Origin of the sequence: Candidatus Jettenia sp. AMX1, from assembly GCF_030263775.1 — a bacterium.
Taxonomy (GTDB): Bacteria; Planctomycetota; Brocadiia; order Brocadiales; family Brocadiaceae; genus Jettenia; species Jettenia caeni.
The window spans coordinates 49,275-71,767 of sequence record NZ_SZPP01000003.1; the positions used below are offsets into that span (position 1 = coordinate 49,275).

At 39.8% G+C, this 22,493-nt stretch carries 19 protein-coding genes and 1 CRISPR repeat array; of the genes, 2 read left to right on the top strand and 17 right to left on the bottom strand.

Annotated elements, in window-relative coordinates; translation table 11 throughout:
- Positions 1 to 355: 355 nt before the first annotated feature.
- The 6 genes from FBQ94_RS01095 to FBQ94_RS01120 form a co-directional block, all read right to left on the bottom strand.
- Positions 356 to 772, bottom strand: coding sequence for a Fur family transcriptional regulator (locus FBQ94_RS01095; protein WP_007220354.1), 417 nt, complete (start codon positions 770 to 772; stop codon positions 356 to 358).
- Positions 773 to 1,016: 244 nt separating this feature from the next.
- Positions 1,017 to 1,520: a cytochrome P460 family protein gene (locus FBQ94_RS01100; protein ID WP_007220353.1), complete on the bottom strand. Its 504-nt coding sequence runs from the start codon at positions 1,518 to 1,520 to the stop codon at positions 1,017 to 1,019.
- Between the two features lie 181 nt (positions 1,521 to 1,701).
- Positions 1,702 to 4,209, bottom strand: coding sequence for a DNA gyrase subunit A (gyrA, locus tag FBQ94_RS01105; protein ID WP_007220352.1), 2,508 nt, complete (start codon positions 4,207 to 4,209; stop codon positions 1,702 to 1,704).
- Complete coding sequence (locus FBQ94_RS01110; protein ID WP_007220351.1) at positions 4,202 to 4,876, bottom strand: MBL fold metallo-hydrolase; 675 nt, start codon at positions 4,874 to 4,876, stop codon at positions 4,202 to 4,204. The genes gyrA and FBQ94_RS01110 overlap by 8 nt, the downstream gene beginning before the upstream one ends.
- A gap of 4 nt (positions 4,877 to 4,880) precedes the next feature.
- On the bottom strand, positions 4,881 to 6,071 hold the full coding sequence (locus FBQ94_RS01115; RefSeq protein ID WP_007220350.1) for a nucleoside-diphosphate kinase: 1,191 nt from the start codon (positions 6,069 to 6,071) through the stop codon (positions 4,881 to 4,883).
- Between the two features lie 114 nt (positions 6,072 to 6,185).
- Positions 6,186 to 9,653 (bottom strand): DNA polymerase III subunit alpha, encoded by a 3,468-nt coding sequence (locus FBQ94_RS01120; protein WP_007220349.1) that lies wholly within the window; start codon positions 9,651 to 9,653, stop codon positions 6,186 to 6,188.
- A 260-nt stretch (positions 9,654 to 9,913) separates the two neighbouring features.
- Here FBQ94_RS01120 and FBQ94_RS01125 point away from each other — a divergent pair, with 260 nt between their 5' ends.
- Positions 9,914 to 10,768 (top strand): hypothetical protein, encoded by an 855-nt coding sequence (locus FBQ94_RS01125; RefSeq protein ID WP_007220348.1) that lies wholly within the window; start codon positions 9,914 to 9,916, stop codon positions 10,766 to 10,768.
- A 74-nt stretch (positions 10,769 to 10,842) separates the two neighbouring features.
- Here the strand turns inward: FBQ94_RS01125 and FBQ94_RS01130 are convergent, their stop codons facing one another.
- Positions 10,843 to 12,222, bottom strand: coding sequence for a sigma-54-dependent transcriptional regulator (locus FBQ94_RS01130; protein WP_007220347.1), 1,380 nt, complete (start codon positions 12,220 to 12,222; stop codon positions 10,843 to 10,845).
- 32 nt (positions 12,223 to 12,254) lie between these two features.
- On the bottom strand, positions 12,255 to 14,459 hold the full coding sequence (locus FBQ94_RS01135; RefSeq protein ID WP_040543191.1) for an ATP-binding protein: 2,205 nt from the start codon (positions 14,457 to 14,459) through the stop codon (positions 12,255 to 12,257).
- Positions 14,460 to 14,654: 195 nt separating this feature from the next.
- Between FBQ94_RS01135 and waaF the strand changes: the two genes are divergently transcribed.
- Positions 14,655 to 15,710, top strand: coding sequence for a lipopolysaccharide heptosyltransferase II (waaF, locus tag FBQ94_RS01140; protein WP_007220345.1), 1,056 nt, complete (start codon positions 14,655 to 14,657; stop codon positions 15,708 to 15,710).
- 78 nt (positions 15,711 to 15,788) lie between these two features.
- On the opposite strand, the gene FBQ94_RS01145 is transcribed toward waaF, so the two are convergent.
- The 9 genes from FBQ94_RS01145 to mntA all read right to left on the bottom strand — a co-directional run bounded on the left by FBQ94_RS01145 (position 15,789) and on the right by mntA (position 22,475).
- The gene (locus FBQ94_RS01145) at positions 15,789 to 16,742 is read right to left on the bottom strand and encodes a calcium/sodium antiporter (RefSeq protein WP_007220344.1); all 954 of its coding nucleotides are present in this window, start codon (positions 16,740 to 16,742) and stop codon (positions 15,789 to 15,791) included.
- Between the two features lie 588 nt (positions 16,743 to 17,330).
- Positions 17,331 to 18,369: a CRISPR direct-repeat array (repeat unit 36 nt; unit sequence GTTTCAATCCTTGTTTTAATGGAATTACCTCTCAAG).
- 172 nt (positions 18,370 to 18,541) lie between these two features.
- On the bottom strand, positions 18,542 to 19,135 hold the full coding sequence (cas4, locus tag FBQ94_RS01150) for a CRISPR-associated protein Cas4 (protein ID WP_040543189.1): 594 nt from the start codon (positions 19,133 to 19,135) through the stop codon (positions 18,542 to 18,544).
- Between the two features lie 86 nt (positions 19,136 to 19,221).
- The gene (gene cas2, locus FBQ94_RS01155; protein ID WP_007220342.1) at positions 19,222 to 19,518 is read right to left on the bottom strand and encodes a CRISPR-associated endonuclease Cas2; all 297 of its coding nucleotides are present in this window, start codon (positions 19,516 to 19,518) and stop codon (positions 19,222 to 19,224) included.
- A gap of 6 nt (positions 19,519 to 19,524) precedes the next feature.
- A complete protein-coding gene (locus FBQ94_RS01160) occupies positions 19,525 to 19,986 on the bottom strand; it encodes a four helix bundle protein (protein WP_007220341.1) in 462 nt (153 codons plus the stop codon).
- 5 nt (positions 19,987 to 19,991) lie between these two features.
- The gene (gene cas1, locus FBQ94_RS01165) at positions 19,992 to 20,978 is read right to left on the bottom strand and encodes a CRISPR-associated endonuclease Cas1 (RefSeq protein WP_007220340.1); all 987 of its coding nucleotides are present in this window, start codon (positions 20,976 to 20,978) and stop codon (positions 19,992 to 19,994) included.
- Between the two features lie 99 nt (positions 20,979 to 21,077).
- Positions 21,078 to 21,386, bottom strand: a complete 309-nt coding sequence (locus FBQ94_RS01170; protein WP_007220339.1) for a HEPN domain-containing protein — start codon at positions 21,384 to 21,386, stop codon at positions 21,078 to 21,080.
- On the bottom strand, positions 21,383 to 21,673 hold the full coding sequence (locus FBQ94_RS01175) for a nucleotidyltransferase domain-containing protein (protein WP_007220338.1): 291 nt from the start codon (positions 21,671 to 21,673) through the stop codon (positions 21,383 to 21,385). The genes FBQ94_RS01170 and FBQ94_RS01175 overlap by 4 nt, the downstream gene beginning before the upstream one ends.
- A gap of 141 nt (positions 21,674 to 21,814) precedes the next feature.
- Complete coding sequence (locus FBQ94_RS01180; protein ID WP_007220337.1) at positions 21,815 to 22,162, bottom strand: HepT-like ribonuclease domain-containing protein; 348 nt, start codon at positions 22,160 to 22,162, stop codon at positions 21,815 to 21,817.
- A complete protein-coding gene (gene mntA, locus FBQ94_RS01185) occupies positions 22,149 to 22,475 on the bottom strand; it encodes a type VII toxin-antitoxin system MntA family adenylyltransferase antitoxin (RefSeq protein WP_007220336.1) in 327 nt (108 codons plus the stop codon). Before mntA ends, FBQ94_RS01180 begins: the two co-directional genes overlap by 14 nt.
- Positions 22,476 to 22,493: the final 18 nt, after the last annotated feature.

Consider the following 22,493-nt stretch of genomic DNA (forward strand, 5'->3'; position numbering starts at 1 on the left):
CTAAAGCTTAGCTTGATTGTATAGGAATTTTCATTTTATGTAAGCGGTTTTCAGGGTGGCACGGACAAACTTTGTTTGTCCGTGCTTGCTTCAAATGCCAGCGTTGATAGGGAATAGAACACACGGACAAACAAAGTTTGTCCGTGCCACCCTTGATTAAACGATAACTTGATGCATATGGGCTTTAGCCCCTTGCCCTACGGAACGAAATTGAAATTCCTCAACAGTAAACCAAAATATACCATAATTCTCATAAAGTTATCTATAGTTAAAATATGGCGCAAAATAAGGGTATGTAGGAATGATAACAGCCTTCGGAATTTTGTTCTTTAGACTGCCTTGCCGTGCAAGTTTTTTAACCGCACTCTTTGCAGATACCGTAGAAGGATATCTGAAATCCAAAAACCGTGTAATCACTTTTGAGAGAATCAGGTAATTTAATATGTGAAGAGAAATCTTCAAAGATGTCAAGTATCTTTTTACAGGTAGAGCAGATGAAGTGATGGTGAGAGTTCGTGTTGGGGTCATAGTGTTTACGGTCTTCATCGATAATAAGCTCTTTAACCTCACCGAGATCTCTTAAGGTTTCTAAGGTCTTATAGATTGTGGTAAATGATACGGCAGGATAGATCTTCTTTACCCTTTTAAAAACTTCTTCGGCAGATGGATGAGAAGTGTTATTCTCTAAAATTTTAAAAATCATCAGCCGTTGTGGGGTGATTTTCATACCGTTATTTCGTAATACATGAGTTAATTTTTCTACAGATTCCATAGTATTATAAATTATAAAGAAAAATGATTGTTAATTAATATAAAATATAATTTAATGGTTTAGAGATGTCAACAAAAAAGATTGCTTCGGGTAACACTCTCACAATAACAGCTACTATTTGAACTTTTTGGATAGCGCGAGCTTATACTTATTGGTTTATGATAAATCAGCCGTAGCAGGATTTGGAAGGTAGCACCCTATGGTCTCTCTTATTGAAACTCTGATGAAATAGTGCTGGTTTTATTTACTTTATACTACCGGTAAATGCATAGTCGTTTCCTGCTACCCCTACATGGCAACTGATACATACATCAACCTTGCCTTCCAGACGCGCTTCTCCATCCGGTTTGTACTTTACCCAGTACCAGTTATGTCCTGCAGGGTTGAATCCTTTTGCTTTATACATCACCGTAATTAAAAACAGCTCTCCATTATCCGTATAGTTCTCTTTAATTAAGAGTGCGCCGTCTGGAAACACTCCCTTCTTGTGGAGAACCGTGTCAAGGGCAAGTTCATTTATATATAATTTAAGGATATTACCCGGCGGCATGGTACTTTCATAAAAACCTTCTTTGCCAGGCCAGGCAGGGTAATTTTTGTATGGTTTTTCTCTGGTTATATAGTGCCATAACATGTGCGCGTGTATCTTATCTTTATTCTCTAATATTTCTCCAATTCCAACCCCTGAAGGCAGGAATAGCAGAAAAGCTAAATAGAATATGTTGTATATCCGATATTTATGTATCATATTGAGTTAACAGGTTGTCATAAATTGGAATGAAGTGTTTTCTTGAGATTATTACGTATGAGAAGAGAAGGGAAGAAGTATTTGCAAAAACAGGTACGAATATGCTTGCCCCGTATTACTTACTATCATTTACACCTTATTTTTAAGCAATTACCATGTTTCTTTCGTTTTGTTTATTCTGTTACTCTTCCGTTTCTTCCTGGGAGCTTTCTTCCGTCATCTCTTTATTGGTAATTTCTCCTGCCAATGGTTCTTCTATACCGCCTTCAGAAGTTGCCTCTTCCGGGACAACGCGGGCAACGGAAACGAGTTTATCACCTTCTACTACAGAGAAGAGTTTTACCCCTTGGGTATTTCTTCCTATGGCACGAACAGTATTTACCGATGTACGGATAACCATACCTTTTGCAGTTATCATTATCAATTCATCCTCATCCCTGACATCAAGCAGCGCCACAACCTTTCCGTTTCTATCGGTGGTTTTAATATTAATAACGCCTTGACCACCCCGATGGTGAGCCGAATACTCTCCGAAATCGGTACGTTTTCCGAAGCCGTGCTCGCAAACGGTCAGCAGGGAAGCGTTTTCATCTACAATTACCATACCCCGGACCTTATCACTGTCCTTGAGCGTTATTCCCTTTACGCCATGAGTTACACGCCCCATAGTTCTTACATCTGTTTCGGAGAAACGCACGGCTTTTCCTTGTTCTGTGCCCAGAATAATATCTTGTTTACCGTTGGTTAATTTAACACAGATTAATTTATCCCCTTCGTCGAGGGTAATGGCAATAATACCACCCTTTTTCGGATTGCCATAAGCGCACAACGGCGTCTTTTTAATAATGCCATTGCTGGTTGCCATAACCAACTGCCGTTCATCAAAATCCCGTACCGGAATGAGAGAGGTTACATTCTCGTCTTCTTTCAGTTCTAACAAATTAATGAGCGCCCGCCCTTTTGATGTCCTGCCCATTTGCGGAATATCGTAAACCTTTTGCCAGTAAACCCTGCCCTGGTCAGTAAAAAACAGGATATAATCATGCGTTGATGCTACAAACAGATGTTCTATGAAATCTCCTTCTTTCATTTCGGCGCCGGTAACGCCTTTACCGCCGCGATGTTGTTTCCGGTATGAGGTAAGTGGCAGCCGTTTAATATACCCTTCATGGGTAATGATAACGGCGACATTCTCCTCCGCGATAAGATCTTCCAGATTGAGTTCGGTAATTGCATTAACAATTTCTGTGCGTCGCTTATCGCCAAAACGCTCTTTAACTTCTTCAATATCTTTTTTGATAATAGCCAATACTAATTTTTCGTTGGCAAGAATGGCCTCGTATTCTTTAATATCGGCGCACAGTTTTTTATACTCTTCCTCAATCTTCTCTTGCTCCAAACCGGTTAATCTTTGAAGTTTCATATCCAGAATAGCATTCGCTTGAACCTCGGAAAGGGAAAATTGACTGATAAGTTCCTGTCGTGCATGATCGACAGAGCTGGAGGTCTTGATTAACTGGATAACTTTATCAATGTTTTGGAGTGCGATCCTCAATCCTTCCAGGATATGAGCTCTCGCTTGTGCTTTTGCCAGTAAATATTGAGTCCTGCGTATAATAACAACCTTCCGATGCTCAATATAGTACACTAACATCTGTTTTAGGTTAAGCGTCTCCGGCCGGTTGTTAACCAGGGCAATCATAATAATGCTGAAACTATCCTGAAGTTTTGTGTGCTTGTAAAGTTGATTGAGAACTACTTCTTCATCCTCACCCTTTTTTAAATCGATAACCAGACGGCTTCCTTCCCGGTCACTCTCGTTACGGATATCTGAGATACCTTTAAGCTGGTCTTCCTTTACCAGGTCAGCAATTCGTTCCAGGATGTTATCCCTGTTCAATTGATAGGGTATTTCGGTTACCACAAGACTTTTTTTCCCGCTCTTCGTGGTTTCTGTATGTACGCGTGCCCGTACCGTAATCGTTCCGCGTCCCGTCCGATACCCTTCTTTAATACCTTCAGTACCGCAAATCAATGCGCCTGTAGGAAAATCCGGCCCTTTGATAATATGCATTAATTCATCAATAGTGACATCAGGATTATCAATAATTTTAATAATTCCATCACAAATTTCATGTACATTGTGTGGCGGGATACTGGTAGCCATGCCCACCGCAATGCCAGAACAGCCGTTACACAATAGATTGGGGAATTTCGATGGAAGGACAATCGGTTCCTGCCGCGTATCATCGTAATTAGGCACGTAATCAACAGTTTCTCTTTCAAGATCTTCCATAATAATCATAGTGACTTCCGTCATGCGGGCCTCTGTATAACGCATAGCTGCAGGAGGATCACCATCGATAGAACCAAAATTTCCTTGTCCCTGGATAAGAGGATACCGGTAATTAAAATCCTGTGCCATACGGACAAGGGTCGGATAGACTACCTGCTCGCCGTGAGGATGGTAATTACCCGTAGTATCACCCGCAATTTTAGCGCATTTTCTGAATTTGGAACGAGGGCCCAAACCAAGATCATTCATGGCAACGAGGATGCGTCTTTGTGATGGCTTTAAGCCGTCTCTTACATCGGGAAGTGCACGGCTCATGATGACGCTCATGGCATAATTCAGATACGAATCCTTCATCTCTTCTTCAATGAATAAGTCTTTTATATTTTCAACCATGCATAGTTACCTCGGTAACAAATGGATTATGTTTCTTTTCTTCTAAAATAGTTGTTGATGGACCATGTCCAGGGTATACAATTGTATCTTCATCCAGAACAAACAATCGTTCCTTGATAGCGCGAAGGAGTTTTTCCTGATCGCTTCCCGGAAAATCTGTCCGGCCGATACTTTCTTTAAATAGGGTATCTCCGGAAAATAATATGGGAGGTCTTCCGTTCTCCCGCTTTTTGCTGGAGAGGCATATTCCGCCAGGGGTATGCCCCGGTGTATGGATTACATCAAAGATATGTTCATCCACGGTGATCGTATCTCCATCCCTGAGTAATCGGTTTGCCAGGGGTGACCGTACCGTTGGGCCGCCGTAAAAAGCGGAAAGGATAGAAAGGTTTTTTGCCGGATAAGGGAGCATATCCTGATCTTCCTCATGTATACAAATTTGAATATCGGGAAATGCTTTTTTAAGACCAGTGTTGGCGCCGATATGATCGCCATGACCATGGGTAAGTACGATAATTTTAGGTGTTAGGCGCCCTTTTTTCAGAAAATCAATAATAGCTTCTGCATCTGCGCCCGGGTCGATGATCATTGCATCGTTTGAGATTTTACCTGCAACAATATAACAGCATACCTTTAATGGTCCTACAGGTATCTTGTGAATAAACATAGTTCTACTTTTTCCGTAAATAATCTTCGATTATTTCCTTAAGCTCATACGGCTCCTTGTTCTCCCACAATCCGATAATTTTTCGTTCCCTCTCAGCATTTTCCACAGCATCTGAGGCGTGAGCAGCATTCTTCATGATATCTTCTCCGTAAATTCTGCGGACTTTACCAGGCTCCCCTTTCTTTGAATCGGTAGGCCCCAGAATATTTCTGATTTTACGGATGGCATCCGGCCCGCGGTATAAAAGGGCTAGGCAACGCGCAGTCCCTGGTTTTTCCTTATCGGACGGGCTTGTCTTTTCAGGGTCCAGGCCTGTCATATACTGTATGATCTTATTGAATTCATGCATAGCATTCATATCTTTTAATTGTTCTGATAATTCTGCTGCGTGGTTTTTAATAATAGCATCTGGTACTTCGAAGGTGAAGCAGGATTTAAAACTTTCTTTTAATTTTTCTGCTATTTTTTCTGGTTTTGGCTTTAGTTTTTCACGAAATATGTTTATTAAAGGGCCATAAAATTCTTCAGCCTGTGCAATACTCATTCTTAAAAGCTTTAGTCCAACAATGAATAAACCCGTTCGGGAAAACATATCGATGATATTGCCGGGTAGCGGACTTTGTTCCTCAAACGGCTTCAGGATAACCAAAGTTGTTTCTGCCTTTACCCCTTCGGGAAACTTAATGATATCTTCCAAAACGCCTCCGTCTTTTGGCAGATATTCGGCAAATAAGGAAAGTTGTTTATCGTTAGTAATAGGGTCCGCTGAAGTGACGACGGCCGGCTCAAAATACTCCATGGTGCCATCAGAATTTTCTACAAAATCTCCAAAGCTGCCCCGAATGGTATGTCCCTGGAAACTGGTAATAGGTCCGATTACATCATCCTTTAACTTTTCAATAGCATGGGAACCCTTAAAGAAAAGCAATACCGTCCGGTTGGTAATCCCAAATTTATTTTCCTTACGAAAGTTACTGTTGATATAGTTAATCATAACTTTCTTCCATGCTTGTTTGATATCCTGTTCCTCAATAGTTGCACAATATTTATCGACGAAATCATCACTTGGCGCAAACATTGTTGCCCCGATAAGCTCAAGATTTGCTAACGAAAGTAGACGCCCCAGAATACCGCCAGTCCGGCTTTTGAGAAGGCTGTAGGGAGTAATCAGTGCATACGTAAGTTCATCCGCCATAAATTTGTTTTTCTCCAAGATTCAGAATGATATTTAATGATATAAGAATAAGCATATAATTATAAATAATAAACACTTAACTATAACACAATAATTGAGGCAGGTCAAACATTTTTAAGCCGTTGTTTCGTATTCCGTCTGATTTATCAGAAGCGCATCCGAACCGAAGAGTTCTTGTATATGCGATACGAAGGCATCTGTTGCTGAGATGAAATATTGACGGGATGTCTTGATTTGATAAGCACCCTGAGCAGTGATGATAGTAAAAAACAGGGGACATGTGCCGCTGTGGAGCTTAATAATCTCTTTTAATTGCAGGAATTTTGTCTCTTCAAAATGAGAGGCATCAAAGCGAATGGCTACGCATGTAACAAGACGTGTGAATGCATCTTTTTCGGCAATAACTTCCTTTATCCGTACGGTGGGGACAGTGCTTTGGAAGCCGACCTGGCCTTTCACAAAAACAACCTCATCTATGTTGAATAGTGGCTTATACGTCTTTGTTTCTTTGTGAAAAGCAATACACTCAACTATGCCTTTCGTATCTTCGAGAGTAATATAGAGCATGGGGTCGCCTCGTTTTGTAGTACTTTGCCGAAGATTTGTAATAATTCCCCCTATAACTACTTCATCTCCTTCAGAAAGTTCCGATACCTCTGCAGATGACGTGGTGGATAATTGCTTGATTTTCTCATGATAGGCATGCAAGGGATGAGAGCTCAGGTAGAAGCCAAGACTCTCCTTTTCTGCTTGCCGCAGTTCCTTTTCTGACCATTGGTTCGTATCGCTGTCTTTTCCCGGGTTGCCTTTCCCAAACATATCCATATCGGTGTCGATAGCAAACAAGGATTTTTGACCGGTACGCCTATCTTTGTTTGCTACGCTTCCCATCTGCATAGTTGTATCAAGCCCTGCAAGCAGCCGCGCGCGATTATCATGCAACGAGTCGAAACATCCTGATTTGATCATCGATTCGATTACCTGCTTATTAACGACCCGCATATCAACCCGTTTGCATACATCCAGGATTGAGGTAAATCGTCCTCCCTTATTTCTGGACAGGACGATTGATTCGATAGCTTTGTCCCCTACATTTTTGATAGCTCCCAGTCCAAACCGTATCTTATTTCCATCTGAGATAGTAAAATCATTTTGACTTTCGTTGACATCCGGAGGCATCACCTCGATACCCATCCGGCGGCAATCCTCAATATACTCTACAATCTTATCCGTATTTTCTTTTTCACAACTCAACTGTGCAATCATATACTGAACAGGGTAATTTGTCTTTAAATAGGCAGTCTGATAAGTGATTACCGCATACGCTGCGGAGTGGGATTTATTGAAACCATATCCTGCAAAATATTCCATCAGTTCAAAGATACTTCTTGCAGTTTTTTCAGGAATCCCATATGCGATAGCCCCATTTACGAACTGGTCTTTAAATTTTGCCATAATCTCAGGTTTCTTTTTTCCCATTGCTTTACGGAGATTGTCAGCCTGGTTGAGAGAAAAACCGGCCAGGCGGTTGGCAATACGCATAACCTGCTCCTGGTATAAAATTACTCCGTGGGTTTCCTTCAGGAGAGGTTCCAGCGAAGGATGAAGATACGTTACCTCTTCTCTTCCGTGTTTCCGGTTAATAAAAGATTCTACCATCCCGCTCTGCAGTGGACCTGGTCTGTACAAGGCCACGAGAGGTAAAATATCAGCAAATTTATCAGGTTTTAGCTTTTTTAACAATTCCCTGAATCCGCGGCTGGTTTCTACCTGGAAAATCCCTTTTACATCCCCACGGGCTAATAATTCATACGTCCGCTTATCGTCCATAGGAATTTTCATAAGATCGATATCTTTCCCGGTAGTCTCATGAATTAATTTTATGGCCTTATCGATGACGGTTAATTTCCGGACGCCAAGAAAATCGGCCTTTAACAAACCAATTTTATCTACCAATATTTCATCATAGAATTGCGTTGTAACAACGTCTCCGCTTTTTGCCAGAGGTACATACTCGGTGAGTGGTTCATCTGAGATTACAATACCTGCTGCATGCACTGATGCATGGCGGCATAATCCTTCCAGCTTTTTAGAAATATCGAACAGTTCACGGATATGTTTTTCGCCTTCATAGAGTGTCTTTAATGCAGGTTCCTGCTCCAGGGCTTGTTTTAAAGTTATATTGATTGTATTGGGAATAAGTTTAGCCACTTTATCTACTTCCGACAAAGGGATATTCATTACCCGGCCTACATCGCGAATAACGGCCTTTGCCTTCATTGTTCCAAAGGTAATGATTTGAGCTACATTGCTATCCCCGCCGTATTTTTTTCTTACATACTGGATAACCTTTTCGCGACCTTCCGCACAGAAATCAATATCGAGATCAGGCATGGAAATTCTTTCTGCATTAAGAAATCGCTCAAAGAGCAAGTCGTTTTCGAGAGGATCGATGTTGGTAATATTTAATAAATAAGCGACCAGACTGCCTGCACCGGAACCTCTTCCCGTAGCAGGTATGCGATGTTGTACGGCAAAATAAATAAAGTCCCAAACGATTAAAAAATAATCCACAAAACCGGTAGTTTCGATAACCTGCAGCTCGTAATCCAGCCGTTCACGAACCTGTTGCGTAAGAGAACCGTATTTCCGGATTGCGCCCTCCTCACAAAGCTTCCTGAGATAGGCATTGTTGGCCATACCCTGTGGTGCAATGAACTTTGGCAGATGCATCTTTCCAAAGGGCATTTCCACATTGCACCGGTCGGCAATTTTTAGAGTGTTTTCAGCGGCTTCCGGCAGATGCTGAAAGATGTCGTACATTTCACCGGGATTTTTAAAATAAAATTCACTTGTTCCAAAGCGCAGCCTTTGTACATCTGACAGATGTTTTCCGGTATTAATGCATAAGAGAACATCATGGGCCATCGCATCATCTGCGTTCATGTAATGAATATCATTCGTTGCCACCAGGGATATACCCAATTCCTTCCCTATTTCGATCGCTTGTGACACCAATCCCGCTTGTTGCTCAATCTTATTGTTTTGAACCTCCAGATAAAAATGATCGGGACCAAAGATGTCCTGATATTCTCTTGCTACCATTATTGCTTCTTCATAACGGTTATTTAATAAGCAATGATTAATTTCTGAAGTCATACATCCACTCAGACAAACAATCCCTTTGGAAAGGGTTCTCAGGAGTGCCTTATCAATCCGTGGTTTATAGTAAAAACCCTCCAGGTATGCCGAGGTTGTGAGTTTTAAAAGATTGCGGTAACCCTCGTAATTCTCAGCAAGGAGAGTGATATGGCTAAGAGATTCTTTCCCATTTCTCGACTCCTTATCCAGACGACTTCCTTTTGCTACGTATGCTTCATAACCCAGGATAGGTTTTATTCCCCGCGACTTGGCTATTTCATAAAATTCTATGGCGCCAAACATATTTCCGTGGTCTGTAAGGGCGAGGGCAGGCATTTTAAGCTGTGCGGCTTTATCTACAAGATCACTTATCTTGCAGGCGCCGTCAAGGAGGCTGTATTCACTATGGACATGAAGGTGTATAAAAGTATCTTTACTCAAGTATATATCCGATAAATAATGTTGTTAAGGAAAAGAAATTATACTGCGGTAACAAAAGCACTCATTGATATTTTCTGTCCGGTATTATGCTACGATATCGTTCGGAAAATCAAGCTCTATTTGGACAACAATTTTACTTGAAACTTCATTAACCTTTTGCTATTATGGTGCCTACCTAATTTTTAGCTAAAATTATTTTTGAATATTCATAGATTCAAGGTAAAAGAACATTATTAAAATACACCAAAAGGGGGTATCCAATGTCTAGTTGTGGCACAAAAGCAAAGGCTATTATGGTTGTATTGGTAGGTCTTTTCGGATTGCTGTGTGTTGGTTTTGCAGTATCAGTTACGGAAAAATACAGAGTACAAAAAGAGCGGGTACATGCCCTTGAAAGGCAGCTTGGCGCCGGGCGTAAAGAGGTATTAAAAGTTCCGGAATTGATGGAAAATTTAGATAAGGTTGAACTTGCAAAGAAAGAAACTGAGGAGAAATTTGTTACCTGTGCCTCAGAAAAAGAAGGTCTGACAACAAAAGTAGCCGAACTGCAGAAGGAAGTGGACACTTTTGGCGCCATTAAAGCCGCTGTTGGAGTGCAGTTGAGCGGATTACAGAATACGATCCAGGAACAACAAAACAAGCTGAATACAATAGAGGAAGAGAGAGCCAGGTTAACACAACAGATTGCTTCTCTGGAAGAAGAAAGTAAAAAGGGTGCTGAAAAATCTGAATTGCAGGTTGCTGATATGAAGAGGAGTCAGGAAGATTTAAAAAATCAGCTCATTTATAGCAACGAAGCAAAGAAGCTTGCTGAGCAGGAGCTTGCAGAAAAGAAAAAGAATGTTGAAGAGCTTCAAAAGGCAAAAGAGGCTTTGGAGCAGGAATTAGCGAAGATTAAAGAGCAAGGACCTTCCACTACCCCACAAACTTCGCCTTCACAAACTCCATCCACATCAGAACAGCCACATTTTCCGCTTATGGACTCATCTGCGGCTGAAGATTTGGATAAGGCATTTGCCTTACTGCGTGAGAGAGTTACTTCGCCTACCATGTCTCTTTCCGAAGTAAGCATATTACTTTCCAGAATGGAGAATGCATTAAAAAATTTAAAATAAAAATATCCCGGAAATTAAGGATATTTTGTATTTTTGTGAATTGAAAAGGGGAAAGATTTCATCTTTCCCCTTTTTTATTTGTTTATCTGGAGTTCTCGTATTTTTTGCTGAAGGTTTTGACGGTGCATATCCAGCGCTTCAGCGGCACGGCTAATATTCCCATTACATTCTTCTAATTTCTTTTTTATAAAATCGCGTTCAAAATTTTCTATAAGTATCTTCTTCGCATCACGGAATGAGAGGCTGTAATCAATATTCTTCAATACTAATGCGGTATCCTGATGATGTATCTCTTCCGGAAGATCTACGTTGTTAAGAACTTCACTATCGGAAAGAACGACAGAACTTTCAATCACATTTTTAAGTTGCCGGACATTTCCAGGCCAATTGTAAGACACTAAAGATTTCATCGATTCATGAGAAATTGACAGGATATGCTTTTGGTGCTTTTCAGAAAAGTATTGTATAAATCGGTTTACTAAAAGAGGGATATCTTCTTTTCTGTGTCTCAAAGGAGGCAGTTTTATGTTTACTACCTTAATTCTATAATAAAGATCTTCCCGAAACCTGCCTTCCTCAATTTCTTCCTCAAGATCGCGGTGAGTAGCGCTCACGACTCGTACATCAACAGCGAGTGTTTCTATACCACCGAGTCGCTCAAATTTCTGTTCCTGTAATACCCGCAAGAGTTTTGATTGTGTACTAAGACTCATATCTCCGATCTCATCAAGGAATATCGTTCCTTTATTGGCTAATTCAAACTTCCCCAGGCGCCTTTCTGTTGCGCCGGTGAATGCGCCCTTTTCATGTCCGAAGAGTTCGCTTTCGATCAGTGTTTCTGGCACTGCAGCGCAATTCATGATAATGAAAGGTTCATTCCGGCGCTTACTGCGTTTATAAATTTCTCTGGCAACAATCTCCTTTCCGCTGCCACTCTCACCCTGAATGAGTACGGTAACGTCTGTTGTGCCGACTTTTTCAATCTTATCAAAGACATCTTTCATAGGTTTGCTTTGACCGATAAGCTCTCCCATCCCCTCCAATCGATCTATTTCGGATCTGAGCCGGGCATTTTCTTCCTGTAAGGCAAGTCTCTCGAAAACATTTTTGACGATAATCCGGAGTTCATCGATCTCATAAGGCTTTGCAATGTAATCGTATGCGCCATTTTTCATAGCCTCAACGGCAAGTTTTTCAGAACCATAAGCAGTAACGATAACTACAAGGGGAGGATTCCTCATGGCATTGATCATTTCCAAAGTCTTCATGCCATCGACCTGCGGCATATTGATATCCAGAAACACCAATGCGGGCTGTAATGTCTTTATCATGTGGAGTGCATTGGCGCCATCCTTTGCCTCGTATATTGTGTAACTATCCTTTTGAAGAATCTTTCTCATTCCGTAACGGGCAGCTTTTTCATCATCTACAATTAATATTGACGGCGTAACCATAGGTTTCCTATTGAATACTTTTTATCATTTTTTTAAAAGGGCGATTCATTTGCATCGTTTGTGGCAGATTGTGTTTGCATAGATTTTTCTAAGGGAAAACTTACAATAAATGATGCTCCATTCTCATTACTTTCAACATGAATAGTAGCCTCCATATCCTCTAGCTTCTTTTTTACGATAGAAAGACCAAGTCCCGTCCCCGTTTGCTTTGTCGTGTAGAAAGGTTCAAATATCTTTGGCATGCACTCTTGCAGTATGCCAGGGCCTGTGTCGGAGATCGTTACCTTGATCATTTGGTTGTAAGGTATATAATCAGCGCGTATCTGTATCTTCCCTCCGGAAGGCATAGCCTGGATGGCATTAAGAAGGAGGTTAAAAAATATCTCCTTCAATGCCCCTCTATCAGTAAGGATTGATGGGAGGTCGCCGGGGATTTGGCATTGTGTTACAATCTTATTTTGTTTTGCTTCGTTACTGAGTACAACCAGTGTCGAGTTTATTACTTCTCCAATCCTGACATGGGTTTTTATCACACTGCCCGGTTTTGCAAATTGCAGCAATTGATTGACGACCTTAGTTAACCGGTCTATTTCATCGACAATAATCGCTAGGTCTTCCTGTAACGGATCGTTTTTCTTTAAATCTTCCTGCATGACCTGAACAATAGCCTTTATAGAGCTGAGGGGATTTTTGACTTCATGCGCTACGCTTGTAGAAAGGCGTCCAAGGCTGGATAGTTTTTCATTCTCATATATCTTCCTTTCCAGATGAAGTTTCTCTTCGATGATTTTCGATTTTTCCACTGCAGAACCGATTTCATTGGCAATAATCATTAATTGATCCAGATGATCAGATGCAACGGGTAAACCACGTCTGGCGCGTCCTAAACTTAAAAGACCCGTAAGTTTCCGGTTTACAAATATGGGGAAAATGAAAATTGCATCTATTGGCCGCATTTCATTAATAATCAGGGCGTCTTTTATCTCATAGCGATTGAGCACAACAAATTCACCATTAGCAAAGAACTGTACAATATGCTGTATATCCGATTGGTTAATGTGTTCGTATCTTTTATCGCCAATAACCTGGATCCGCTCACTCTTAAAAAGAAGGAGATTTGTAGATTTAATAGCTGTTGCCTTTTTGATAGATTCAACTACATGTTCAAGGAGTTTTACGAGATTAACGAGAGGATCGGTACTAATGACATGACTTAATTCATTCAGCAAATACTCACTATCTGCAATACGGTGGAATATCAGTTTTCTAAACAATTTTTGTACGCTTTCCTTCAGGGTTGGAAACCAGAATACAAGACTGATAACAAAGACAGGCTCCAGGATCTTTGCATTTACCGAATAATATTGCTCCAACGATTTACTCAATTTTTTTATCCCAAAATAATAGAGACAAATCAGGATAAGAGTAAGGAATGAATAAAAAACACTCCGGCGGAGTACAAATTCCATATAATTGTATCGATACACATAATAAGAGAAAATAATACTGGGGAATATTGAGGACAACATGGAAACGAGTACCAGGTAATCACCGGCGTAGCGGATTTTATTCCCTTCAAAGAGTACCGTAAATCCAATAAATATTGCAATAGCGATTATCACCCAAAAGATAGCCATGTAGAACTTCTGCTCTTCCTTTTCATCTACCGCTTTTGCCAGCCATTTTGAGATATTTGCTGCAATAAACAACGAGATAATCAGCCATACAACGAAGGGCTTTATATAAGGAGTTGCAGTTGTCATTAAATGCATATCTCCTGATAGGATAAAATTTTTTATTACTACCGAAAAGGGAATGACGGGAAGGTAAATACCAAAAAAAATAATCCACTGCAAAGATTTCCTGATGTGAGGCTTGCTCTCGAAAAGAAACAAGACTGCCGTATGCAAGAGAAGGCTGGGCATAAAACCAATCCCTATATAAGAAATTGCATCAGAGACAAGATTAACAGAAGCAAGGTCCTTGCCAAATAAGAGAAAGCTAAAAAGATAGACGGTATTTCCAAAGTGCCACATAGCTACACTGATAACCAGGAAGAGAAATATAAGCTCGCTTCTCGTCTTCTGCTTTCGTTGTACAATGAGGATGGAGAGCACTATGTGCAGGATGGTTCCAAGGATAAAACCTATGAGTGATATAATTTCGTAAAGTGGCATATATGTGTGTGGTTTTCTGATAGATTCTTTTCTGTTCCATATTGGTTCATCGTCTTTCATTGCAGAATTGCTCACGAAGAACAAATATCTTATATTATTATGAGGAGTAAAAGAAATCCCTGTCAATAGAAAAAGCATAAGAATGTATAATTATCAATCGCTTACCTTGACAATGGATAGGGTATTATTGTAAAATCTGAGCGTTACAAAACCAATATAAAATATCCAGGAATTGAATTATTACTACGAGTTCTGTTGATAAAACCTACCAAAGTAAATAATATTATTATCCGTTCTCCCAACTGGGTAGGTGATGTTGTTATGGCAACCCCTGCCTTCCGGTGTATTCGGGAAAATTTTCCTCAGGCAAAAATAACGATTATTCTGAAATCTTATGTACAAAGGCTTATTGAAGGCGCTCCCTGGTTTGATGCCGTAATTCCTTTAGACTCAAAAGAACAACACCTTAAGGGTATGCAGTATATTTCTTTTATAAAAGAACTAAGAGCCAAAAAGTACGACCTTGGCTTTTTGTTTCCGAATTCTTTCAGCTCCGCACTCATGTTTTGGCTTGCTGGTGTGAAACGGCGTATCGGTTATAAACGAGATGCGCGCTCATGGCTATTAACCGACACGTTAGGCAGGCTTTATGAGAATGGGCATTTTTGTCCAACCTATATGGCGGACTATTACCTGCATCTGTGTACAGAGATTGGTTGTAAGGTACGCTCAAAAGAATTGGAATTGTTTCTGAGCCAGGAATGCCAGCATCGTGTGGATGAAATATGTGAGAAGTTCAAACTTAAGAATGATCTTCCCCTTATCTTGTTAAATCCGGGTGCGGCATATGGTTCTTCAAAATGCTGGACACCGGAGGGATTTGCCGAAACGGCAGATCTCATAAAGAAACAATCGGACTGCAATATAGCCATTGTCTGTGCACCGCAAGAAATAAAATTAGCCAGGGATATTGAGCATGCAGCAAAATCAAAATTGATAAATCTGGGAAACGAGATTAAGTCTCTGGATGTCCTTAAAGCGATCATAAAAAGATGTGCCTTGTTGATAACCGTTGATTCCGGCCCTCGCCATATCGCTGTTGCCTTCAAAAGGCCTGTGGTAACCCTGATGGGGCCAAACGATCCACGGTATACAGATTCTCCGGCAGAGATAGGACAAGTTATCAGAGCCGATGTGGATTGCCTTGCCTGCCATCGCAAGGTATGTCCGAAAGATCATCGATGCATGACAGCAATAAAGCCAGAAAGGGTCGCAAAGGTGGGATTGGATTTCATAAATAAGTATACATAATAAAAATGCCAGTGAGAAGTGTTTGTGTCTGTAGTTGTGATTCTTTTCCTGACACGCTTCACTTCCGCCTTTACAAGATTATTTGAACAACCATAGTATGTAAATACTATACCCAGTCAATAAGAGAAATCCCTGTATCCGGGTGATCATGAATTTCCAGGTAATTATAGGCACAAGGACTATACCAAACAGTAGCATGACCGGCATATCGATGCGGAGAGAAGCAGTATTGATTTGTAATGGTTGAATTATTGAAGCAATACCAAGGATTGCAAGGATATTAAAGATATTGCTGCCCAATACATTACCTACACTGATATCGGATTCCTTACGGATTGTAGCGACCATCGACGTAGCCAGCTCTGGCAGGGAGGTGCCTACAGCAATGATGGTGAGTCCTATAACCAGCTCACTAATTCCTACAACCCTGGCGATGTATACTGCTGAATGAACCAGCAGGTATGCACCCCCAATAAGCGCCCCAAGACCAACTATAATCCATACGATATCTTTTTTTAAATTATCGCTTGTTGCTCCGATAGATTCTTCATATTCCAGAAATTCCTTTTCTACGGATTTTGATTCTCTCAGGGCGGCACGATAGACATAAACGGTATATGCAAGAATACCTGCCATAAGTATGATCCCTTCCCGACGGCTCAGGACACTATCCCATCCCATAAAATATAAGAGTAAAGAAATGCCGATGACAATTGGCATTTCCCGGCTGATGAGTTTCATATCAACTTTAAGAGGCTGAACGATGGCTGTCAATCCTAATATTAAGCCAATATTTGCAATATTACTTCCGACGATATTCCCTATAGCAATATCGTTTAGATGGTTAATACCAGCCATTATACTGGTAACAAGTTCCGGGGTTGAAGTACCGAAGGCCACTATGGTAAGTCCTATAACTATTGGTCGGATATTGAAAGAACGGGCAAATCTGGACGCCCCTTTCACGAGCCATTCAGCTCCAAAATAGAGCCCGGCAAGACCTATAAAAAACAATATGATTTGTAATAGCATAGGGTTTCACAATAAAAAGTTAATGTAAAAAGAAATACTATAGACTCAATATTATACACACAATTCTTAAAATTTACAGGGTAATTTACCATTGTTGCATGGGTATAGATTTGCTCTTCCTACACACATAATGGTTAAATAGTAATACCCATGCAAGTGCGATAAGTGTGCGCTGGCCGGGAAACCGGTTTTGGATTTGTATAATCTAAGGATTCTGTATATTTCATACATTTGCATACAACCAAAGATCAACTTTCGCCACATCTGTTCAGGTTCATCTCTTGGGTGCTATAGGTAGAAAGGGAAATGGGGGACGGGGAAGCATTCGGGAATAACAAATGTGAAACAGTGGAATGGCAGAAAACACGTGAGGATGATACCATGTATAGCAAATAGTCCCTGTTCAAGACATCAAGGCATAACTGAGATAGGATGTAGCTCTGTCACCTCAAAAATCTCCTATACAAGACGGTCCAGTCTTCTGGTAGCAAAAACTTCAGAAGAATTATTACCAGGCATATCTTTCCCTTTCCGAAATTTTTTATCTGGAAAATTCTTATCAAGCAGTTATTTTCGAGTTTAGAGTTTGTTTCAATCCTTGTTTTAATGGAATTACCTCTCAAGGTCGATTTGCGCATGGGTGTTTGTCCCTGTGTTTGTGTTTCAATCCTTGTTTTAATGGAATTACCTCTCAAGACGGGGCTGACGGATCCGTTCTGGATCTCAGGTATGTTTCAATCCTTGTTTTAATGGAATTACCTCTCAAGACGGCGAATAATGGCGATGGAACTGTATCGGTAATGTTTCAATCCTTGTTTTAATGGAATTACCTCTCAAGCCGCGAGGTTGAACAAGTCGAATACATAACAGATGATGTTTCAATCCTTGTTTTAATGGAATTACCTCTCAAGCGGTAAATGTTTTAGGGGTGATTGAATACAAAAAAGGTTTCAATCCTTGTTTTAATGGAATTACCTCTCAAGGATTCCAAAGCTGACTATTCAAATTTTTTAAGACAAGTTTCAATCCTTGTTTTAATGGAATTACCTCTCAAGTCCTTAAATGGAGTACAAGTGCCAGAATGGCTAGTGTTTCAATCCTTGTTTTAATGGAATTACCTCTCAAGCCTCGATTTCCCCTGGTAAGGTAAAAATTATAAAGGGTTTCAATCCTTGTTTTAATGGAATTACCTCTCAAGGATTGTAGCTGCAGGAATTACTTCTCGTATATTCTGTTTCAATCCTTGTTTTAATGGAATTACCTCTCAAGACCTGTATCCCGGTTTCAACAATGTGGCTCACTTGGTTTCAATCCTTGTTTTAATGGAATTACCTCTCAAGACCCTCGTTTAAGTAGGGAGGGTGTGTTTCTCTTAGGTTTCAATCCTTGTTTTAATGGAATTACCTCTCAAGGCCACCCAAGAAGAGGCTGACAAGTTACTTGAAATGTTTCAATCCTTGTTTTAATGGAATTACCTCTCAAGCAGACACTCAATCAAGCTAAGCAGATATTCACAGAGTTTCAATCCTTGTTTTAATGGAATTACCTCTCAAGTTTGTCCACGATGGCGGAGAAACTAGCAAGTGGAGACGTTTCAATCCTTGTTTTAATGGAATTACCTCTCAAGCGCATTTCTATGCTATCTTTATTTATTACGACACTTACATAAAAATTACTCCTTGTCAAAATGTAATTTTTTACCTTAAAATTAAACCTGTTTTCGTTAAAAAATTTCATGTTTTACATCCTATTTACTGAAATAACATATTCTTCTCTAAAGCTTTATGTCAAACAGCACCTTAAACACAAATATTTCTGTAACAACAGTCTATACATCGATTTGAGAACTTAGTTTTTTTGGGATAATATCCTTTTGATATTACATCAAATATTTCAGAAAGTAAAGCTTTTGCATCTTCAAAATCGGATGGTTCATAACTTATCTCTTTTAAACTTGCACCATCCTTCACATAACAGATAAACCCCTTTTTTACAGGCTTTTTATAAATCTCTTCAATGAGCATGGCATACATGACCGATTGGAATTTGTGTGTCTTATACGTGTATTCTGAAAACTCAGTATATTTATAGTCCAAAGGTGCCATCGTTCCATCAGATAATTCCAGTACCTCGTCTACTATTCCTCGCACCCTTATCCTGGGAGAAGCAAGATATACTGAAACTGCCTTTGAGGTACAACCAATCTTCTTTCTCAAATAATCCTGGTTTTCCCGCTCCTTCCGTTCATGTATTTTCCTACCCTTAAGAACCTTATACCGCAACTCTTCATGCTGTGGAATATTCAAGCAGTTCATAAAATAGGTAAACCTTGGGCAGTAGAGATGTTCAATTACCTCCGAGGGCGTTATCATTAAGGTCGATTCGGTGTCCATAGGTAATGTAGTCCGTGTTCCGATAGCCGTGACCCGTGAACCATAATCGTTACGGCCAACGGATTACGGACTACGGTGCACGTCTTTTAAAAGAATTTCTCCAGCAATTCCGATGATACTAATTTCTTATCAAATGCCTGTCCAAGAAGTTTGACTTTTTTAAAATCATCCTCACACATGGGAAAGATATAGACAGAATCTACTTCAGGATCGATGATGTCATCACACATGATTTTTAATTCATCAATCTGATTTTTATTGAGTGTTCCTAAGAATGCTGATTTCTGCACCCTGTAAAGTCCTTTATCTTTACATGCCTTGGCAATTTTATTTCTCGGCTTATCGTTTACTATATCGTATATGACCCAGACAAGGTTTTCCATATTATATTATACTTTCGTAGTCCGGTTACCGTTGTCCGATGTCCGTTTTTCTGATCTTAGTGAACTATTTAACTTCTCAAGCATTTGCAAAACCCGCTGTGTAATCTGAAAAAGTTCTTGGAAAATGTCTTTGTTAAGATAACCAAGGTCGTTTGATAATAATAATTGGTATTTTAACTCCGCTGCTGAACCTTTGGCAATACCTACAAACTGCCTGTATTCTTTTCTATTGTTCCGATGGCTACCCTCCATAAGGTTCATTGGTACTGATGAAGCCGCTCTTCTCATCTGTGACACCAGGCCAAATCTCTCATCTGGAGGATACCCTTTTGTTTGATTATATATCTTCAGGGTTAAATTATGCGATAATCTAAAAACATCCATTTCTTCAATCCTCACGATGCCCTCCTTTGCATTAAATATTTTTGCAATAATCCACGGACTACGGTCCACGGATAACGGGATCATCCGTGTTACTTTATCAACCCATTCGCTATCCTATGACATTCAAACTGTATAATATCCCCTCGTCTGATATTCCTGCCGCTGTAGCGAATGGACTCGTCGAGGAATGTATTGAATGCACTGATAAGGAGTGCCTTGCCTTCTTTATTGAGAGTAAACCCATTTTGGAGTTTGTCAAAGTGTTCCTGTTTAACGTCTCTCCCCGCAAAAAGTTTTATTATTGTTTCATCTGCCCAGATACGGAAATTTTCAATTAAATCAAAGACAAGGGATTTCTTATTATAGTGATCAGTATGGATAACCCCCACGTAGGGATCCAGGCCTGCAATAATGCAAGCTTTTTCTACTTTAGAATACAGGATACCATAGGTATAGTTCAGCAAGGTATTAAACTCATCCTTTGCAGGGTTGCGGCTTCGTCCTTCAAATTTATACCGGTCTGGCATGATAAAACTAATCGCCTCGAAGTAGGCACGTCCTCCACTGCCCTCTATCCCCATAACGGAGCTTCGTATCTCTTCCATCCCGATAGTATTGTTGTCCTGTGAAACAACTGAGTCCAGGCTATTTCTGCTCGTACGTAATTTCTCAATATATGAGGTTATTTCTGCCGATTTGGTAGAGCGGCTCTCGCGAAGCCTCGTTAAAAGGTCGATCTGGTTATCGAACTTCTTCTTAATCCATTCCAATGCCAGATTTACCCCTTCTCTGGTACTGGCAATCTCTAATTGTCTGCGGCGGATAAGGGTTGTACTGCCCAGCTTGCTGTGCCATACCCTGCCAAAGGGATCTCCGAATTCATCCAGAAAGATAATATCAATATTGTTATCCATAGCAAGCTTGATGGCATCGGTGGTAATATAGGCAGCCGTTGTGATCATAATGCTGTCTACTTTTTTTACGGAGACCTCAAAGACCTGTTCATCCTTCTTGACCTTGAAGCAATCTCCGTTTTTCTGTAGGTATGAACCATATGAGTTAATTACAAGCTGCATGGTATGATCTGATATATTATTTGATAGAATCCTTGATAGCGGTTAAAAATTCTCTTGCCAGCCTAACATGTTCTGTCGTTTTTTCAAATGGAATTTCAATCAGTTCTTTATAATCTCCCTCTTGTCATCGTCAAAAGCATCATGAAAGATTTTTGAGTAACGCTTATCAATCTTTCCTGTTTTAACAAATTCCTTATCAAATACAGAAATAATTCCACTATGCTTAGAGGTTTTGACATTGATATCGGCTTTCAGAAAGAGTGCCAAAACCGAATAAAATAGGGAGTAGTAAGCTCTGTTTATAATAGATCCGGGACTAAAATTCTCGCGTACCATCCTTTCCGCTTCAGAGAGTGTCTCTTCAGCCTGCTTAAACCGATACACAGAGAGAGCCTCTTTATCTGTCATATTCTAATTCCTTCTTCGTTAATGCCTCTCACTATGGGGGATGCCCTTAGCGGGGAATCTTCTATCTCATAGCGTGTAAAAATAAGCGGAGAAATATATATTGAATTTTCAAATCCAACTTCCCATACAATGTTACGGATTATTTTTTTTAATTGATCATCCATGTCAGAATATTCGTCGGCATTTCCTCTTGCCCGAGAACCAAAGACTCTGAAATCAATTAATTGGATAACTTTAGACAGTCTCTCTTTTAATTCTTTCGCTATCTCATAGTCTCTTTGTATCATATATAAATATTTCCTCTTTTTTCACTCCACAGCTCTTTAAACTCTCAAACTCCTTAACCCTTTCTGACACTTTCCACTGACACCGATACTGTTCACTAACACCGTTTCGCGGAAAAAGCGATTCTATAGTTAGAAACCCCGTCATTCATTTTTTTCTAGATCATGAATAATTTTTACAACATCTTTTTTGAGTGTCGGAATATCCCTCACACATATTATCCAGACTAGCTGAATATCCACCCCAAAATATTCATGGATCAATTTGTCTCTTAGATCTGCGATATCTTTCCAGGATATATCACTATATGATTTTCTCAAGTGAGAAGATACATTCTTAACTGCTTCGCCAATTATCTCAAGTTGTCTGATAGTTGCACTTTGTACGAGCTTATTCTTCATAAACTCATCTTTTCCCATTTTGTCAATAAAAACTTCTATATTATTAATGGCATCAATTATGTGCTTTAAGTAAATTTCATCTCTTTTCATAGATTACTTTCATTGAGCTTGTAATCTCATTCCTTAAATAAGGGCTAATACTTTCTTGTGTTAACAGATCGACCTTTCTTCTAAATATTTTTTTGAGTTCGTTTTCAATATGTATCAAATCAAGCAAGCTCTTTTCCTTTGATTCATCAAATTTTATGAGTATATCGATATCACTTTTCTTTTTTTGTTCCCCTCTTACAAATGAACCAAACAAAGCCAGCAGAATTACGTCATTTTTTTCACAAATGTTCTTAAGTTTTTCTTGTAATGTTTTTTTATTGAATTGTTTTGGGATATTTTCAATTTTTATCATGTTTATTTTCCTTTTAAC

What these genes read in the sequence shown, in the direction of transcription:
- FBQ94_RS01160 (WP_007220341.1), bottom strand. Translation starts at nt 19,986, where the DNA reads ATGATCCCGTTATCCGTGGACCGTAGTCCGTGGATTATTGCAAAAATA.
- cas4 (WP_040543189.1), bottom strand. Translation starts at nt 19,135, where the DNA reads ATGGACACCGAATCGACCTTAATGATAACGCCCTCGGAGGTAATTGAA.
- FBQ94_RS01095 (WP_007220354.1), bottom strand. Translation starts at nt 772, where the DNA reads ATGGAATCTGTAGAAAAATTAACTCATGTATTACGAAATAACGGTATG.
- cas1 (WP_007220340.1), bottom strand. Translation starts at nt 20,978, where the DNA reads ATGCAGCTTGTAATTAACTCATATGGTTCATACCTACAGAAAAACGGA.
- FBQ94_RS01125 (WP_007220348.1), top strand. Translation starts at nt 9,914, where the DNA reads ATGTCTAGTTGTGGCACAAAAGCAAAGGCTATTATGGTTGTATTGGTA.
- FBQ94_RS01170 (WP_007220339.1), bottom strand. Translation starts at nt 21,386, where the DNA reads ATGACAGATAAAGAGGCTCTCTCTGTGTATCGGTTTAAGCAGGCTGAA.
- FBQ94_RS01110 (WP_007220351.1), bottom strand. Translation starts at nt 4,876, where the DNA reads ATGTTTATTCACAAGATACCTGTAGGACCATTAAAGGTATGCTGTTAT.
- FBQ94_RS01115 (WP_007220350.1), bottom strand. Translation starts at nt 6,071, where the DNA reads ATGGCGGATGAACTTACGTATGCACTGATTACTCCCTACAGCCTTCTC.
- FBQ94_RS01100 (WP_007220353.1), bottom strand. Translation starts at nt 1,520, where the DNA reads ATGATACATAAATATCGGATATACAACATATTCTATTTAGCTTTTCTG.
- cas2 (WP_007220342.1), bottom strand. Translation starts at nt 19,518, where the DNA reads ATGGAAAACCTTGTCTGGGTCATATACGATATAGTAAACGATAAGCCG.
- FBQ94_RS01180 (WP_007220337.1), bottom strand. Translation starts at nt 22,162, where the DNA reads ATGAAAAGAGATGAAATTTACTTAAAGCACATAATTGATGCCATTAAT.
- FBQ94_RS01175 (WP_007220338.1), bottom strand. Translation starts at nt 21,673, where the DNA reads ATGATACAAAGAGACTATGAGATAGCGAAAGAATTAAAAGAGAGACTG.
- FBQ94_RS01130 (WP_007220347.1), bottom strand. Translation starts at nt 12,222, where the DNA reads ATGGTTACGCCGTCAATATTAATTGTAGATGATGAAAAAGCTGCCCGT.
- FBQ94_RS01145 (WP_007220344.1), bottom strand. Translation starts at nt 16,742, where the DNA reads ATGCTATTACAAATCATATTGTTTTTTATAGGTCTTGCCGGGCTCTAT.
- gyrA (WP_007220352.1), bottom strand. Translation starts at nt 4,209, where the DNA reads ATGGTTGAAAATATAAAAGACTTATTCATTGAAGAAGAGATGAAGGAT.
- FBQ94_RS01135 (WP_040543191.1), bottom strand. Translation starts at nt 14,459, where the DNA reads ATGAAAGACGATGAACCAATATGGAACAGAAAAGAATCTATCAGAAAA.
- mntA (WP_007220336.1), bottom strand. Translation starts at nt 22,475, where the DNA reads ATGATAAAAATTGAAAATATCCCAAAACAATTCAATAAAAAAACATTA.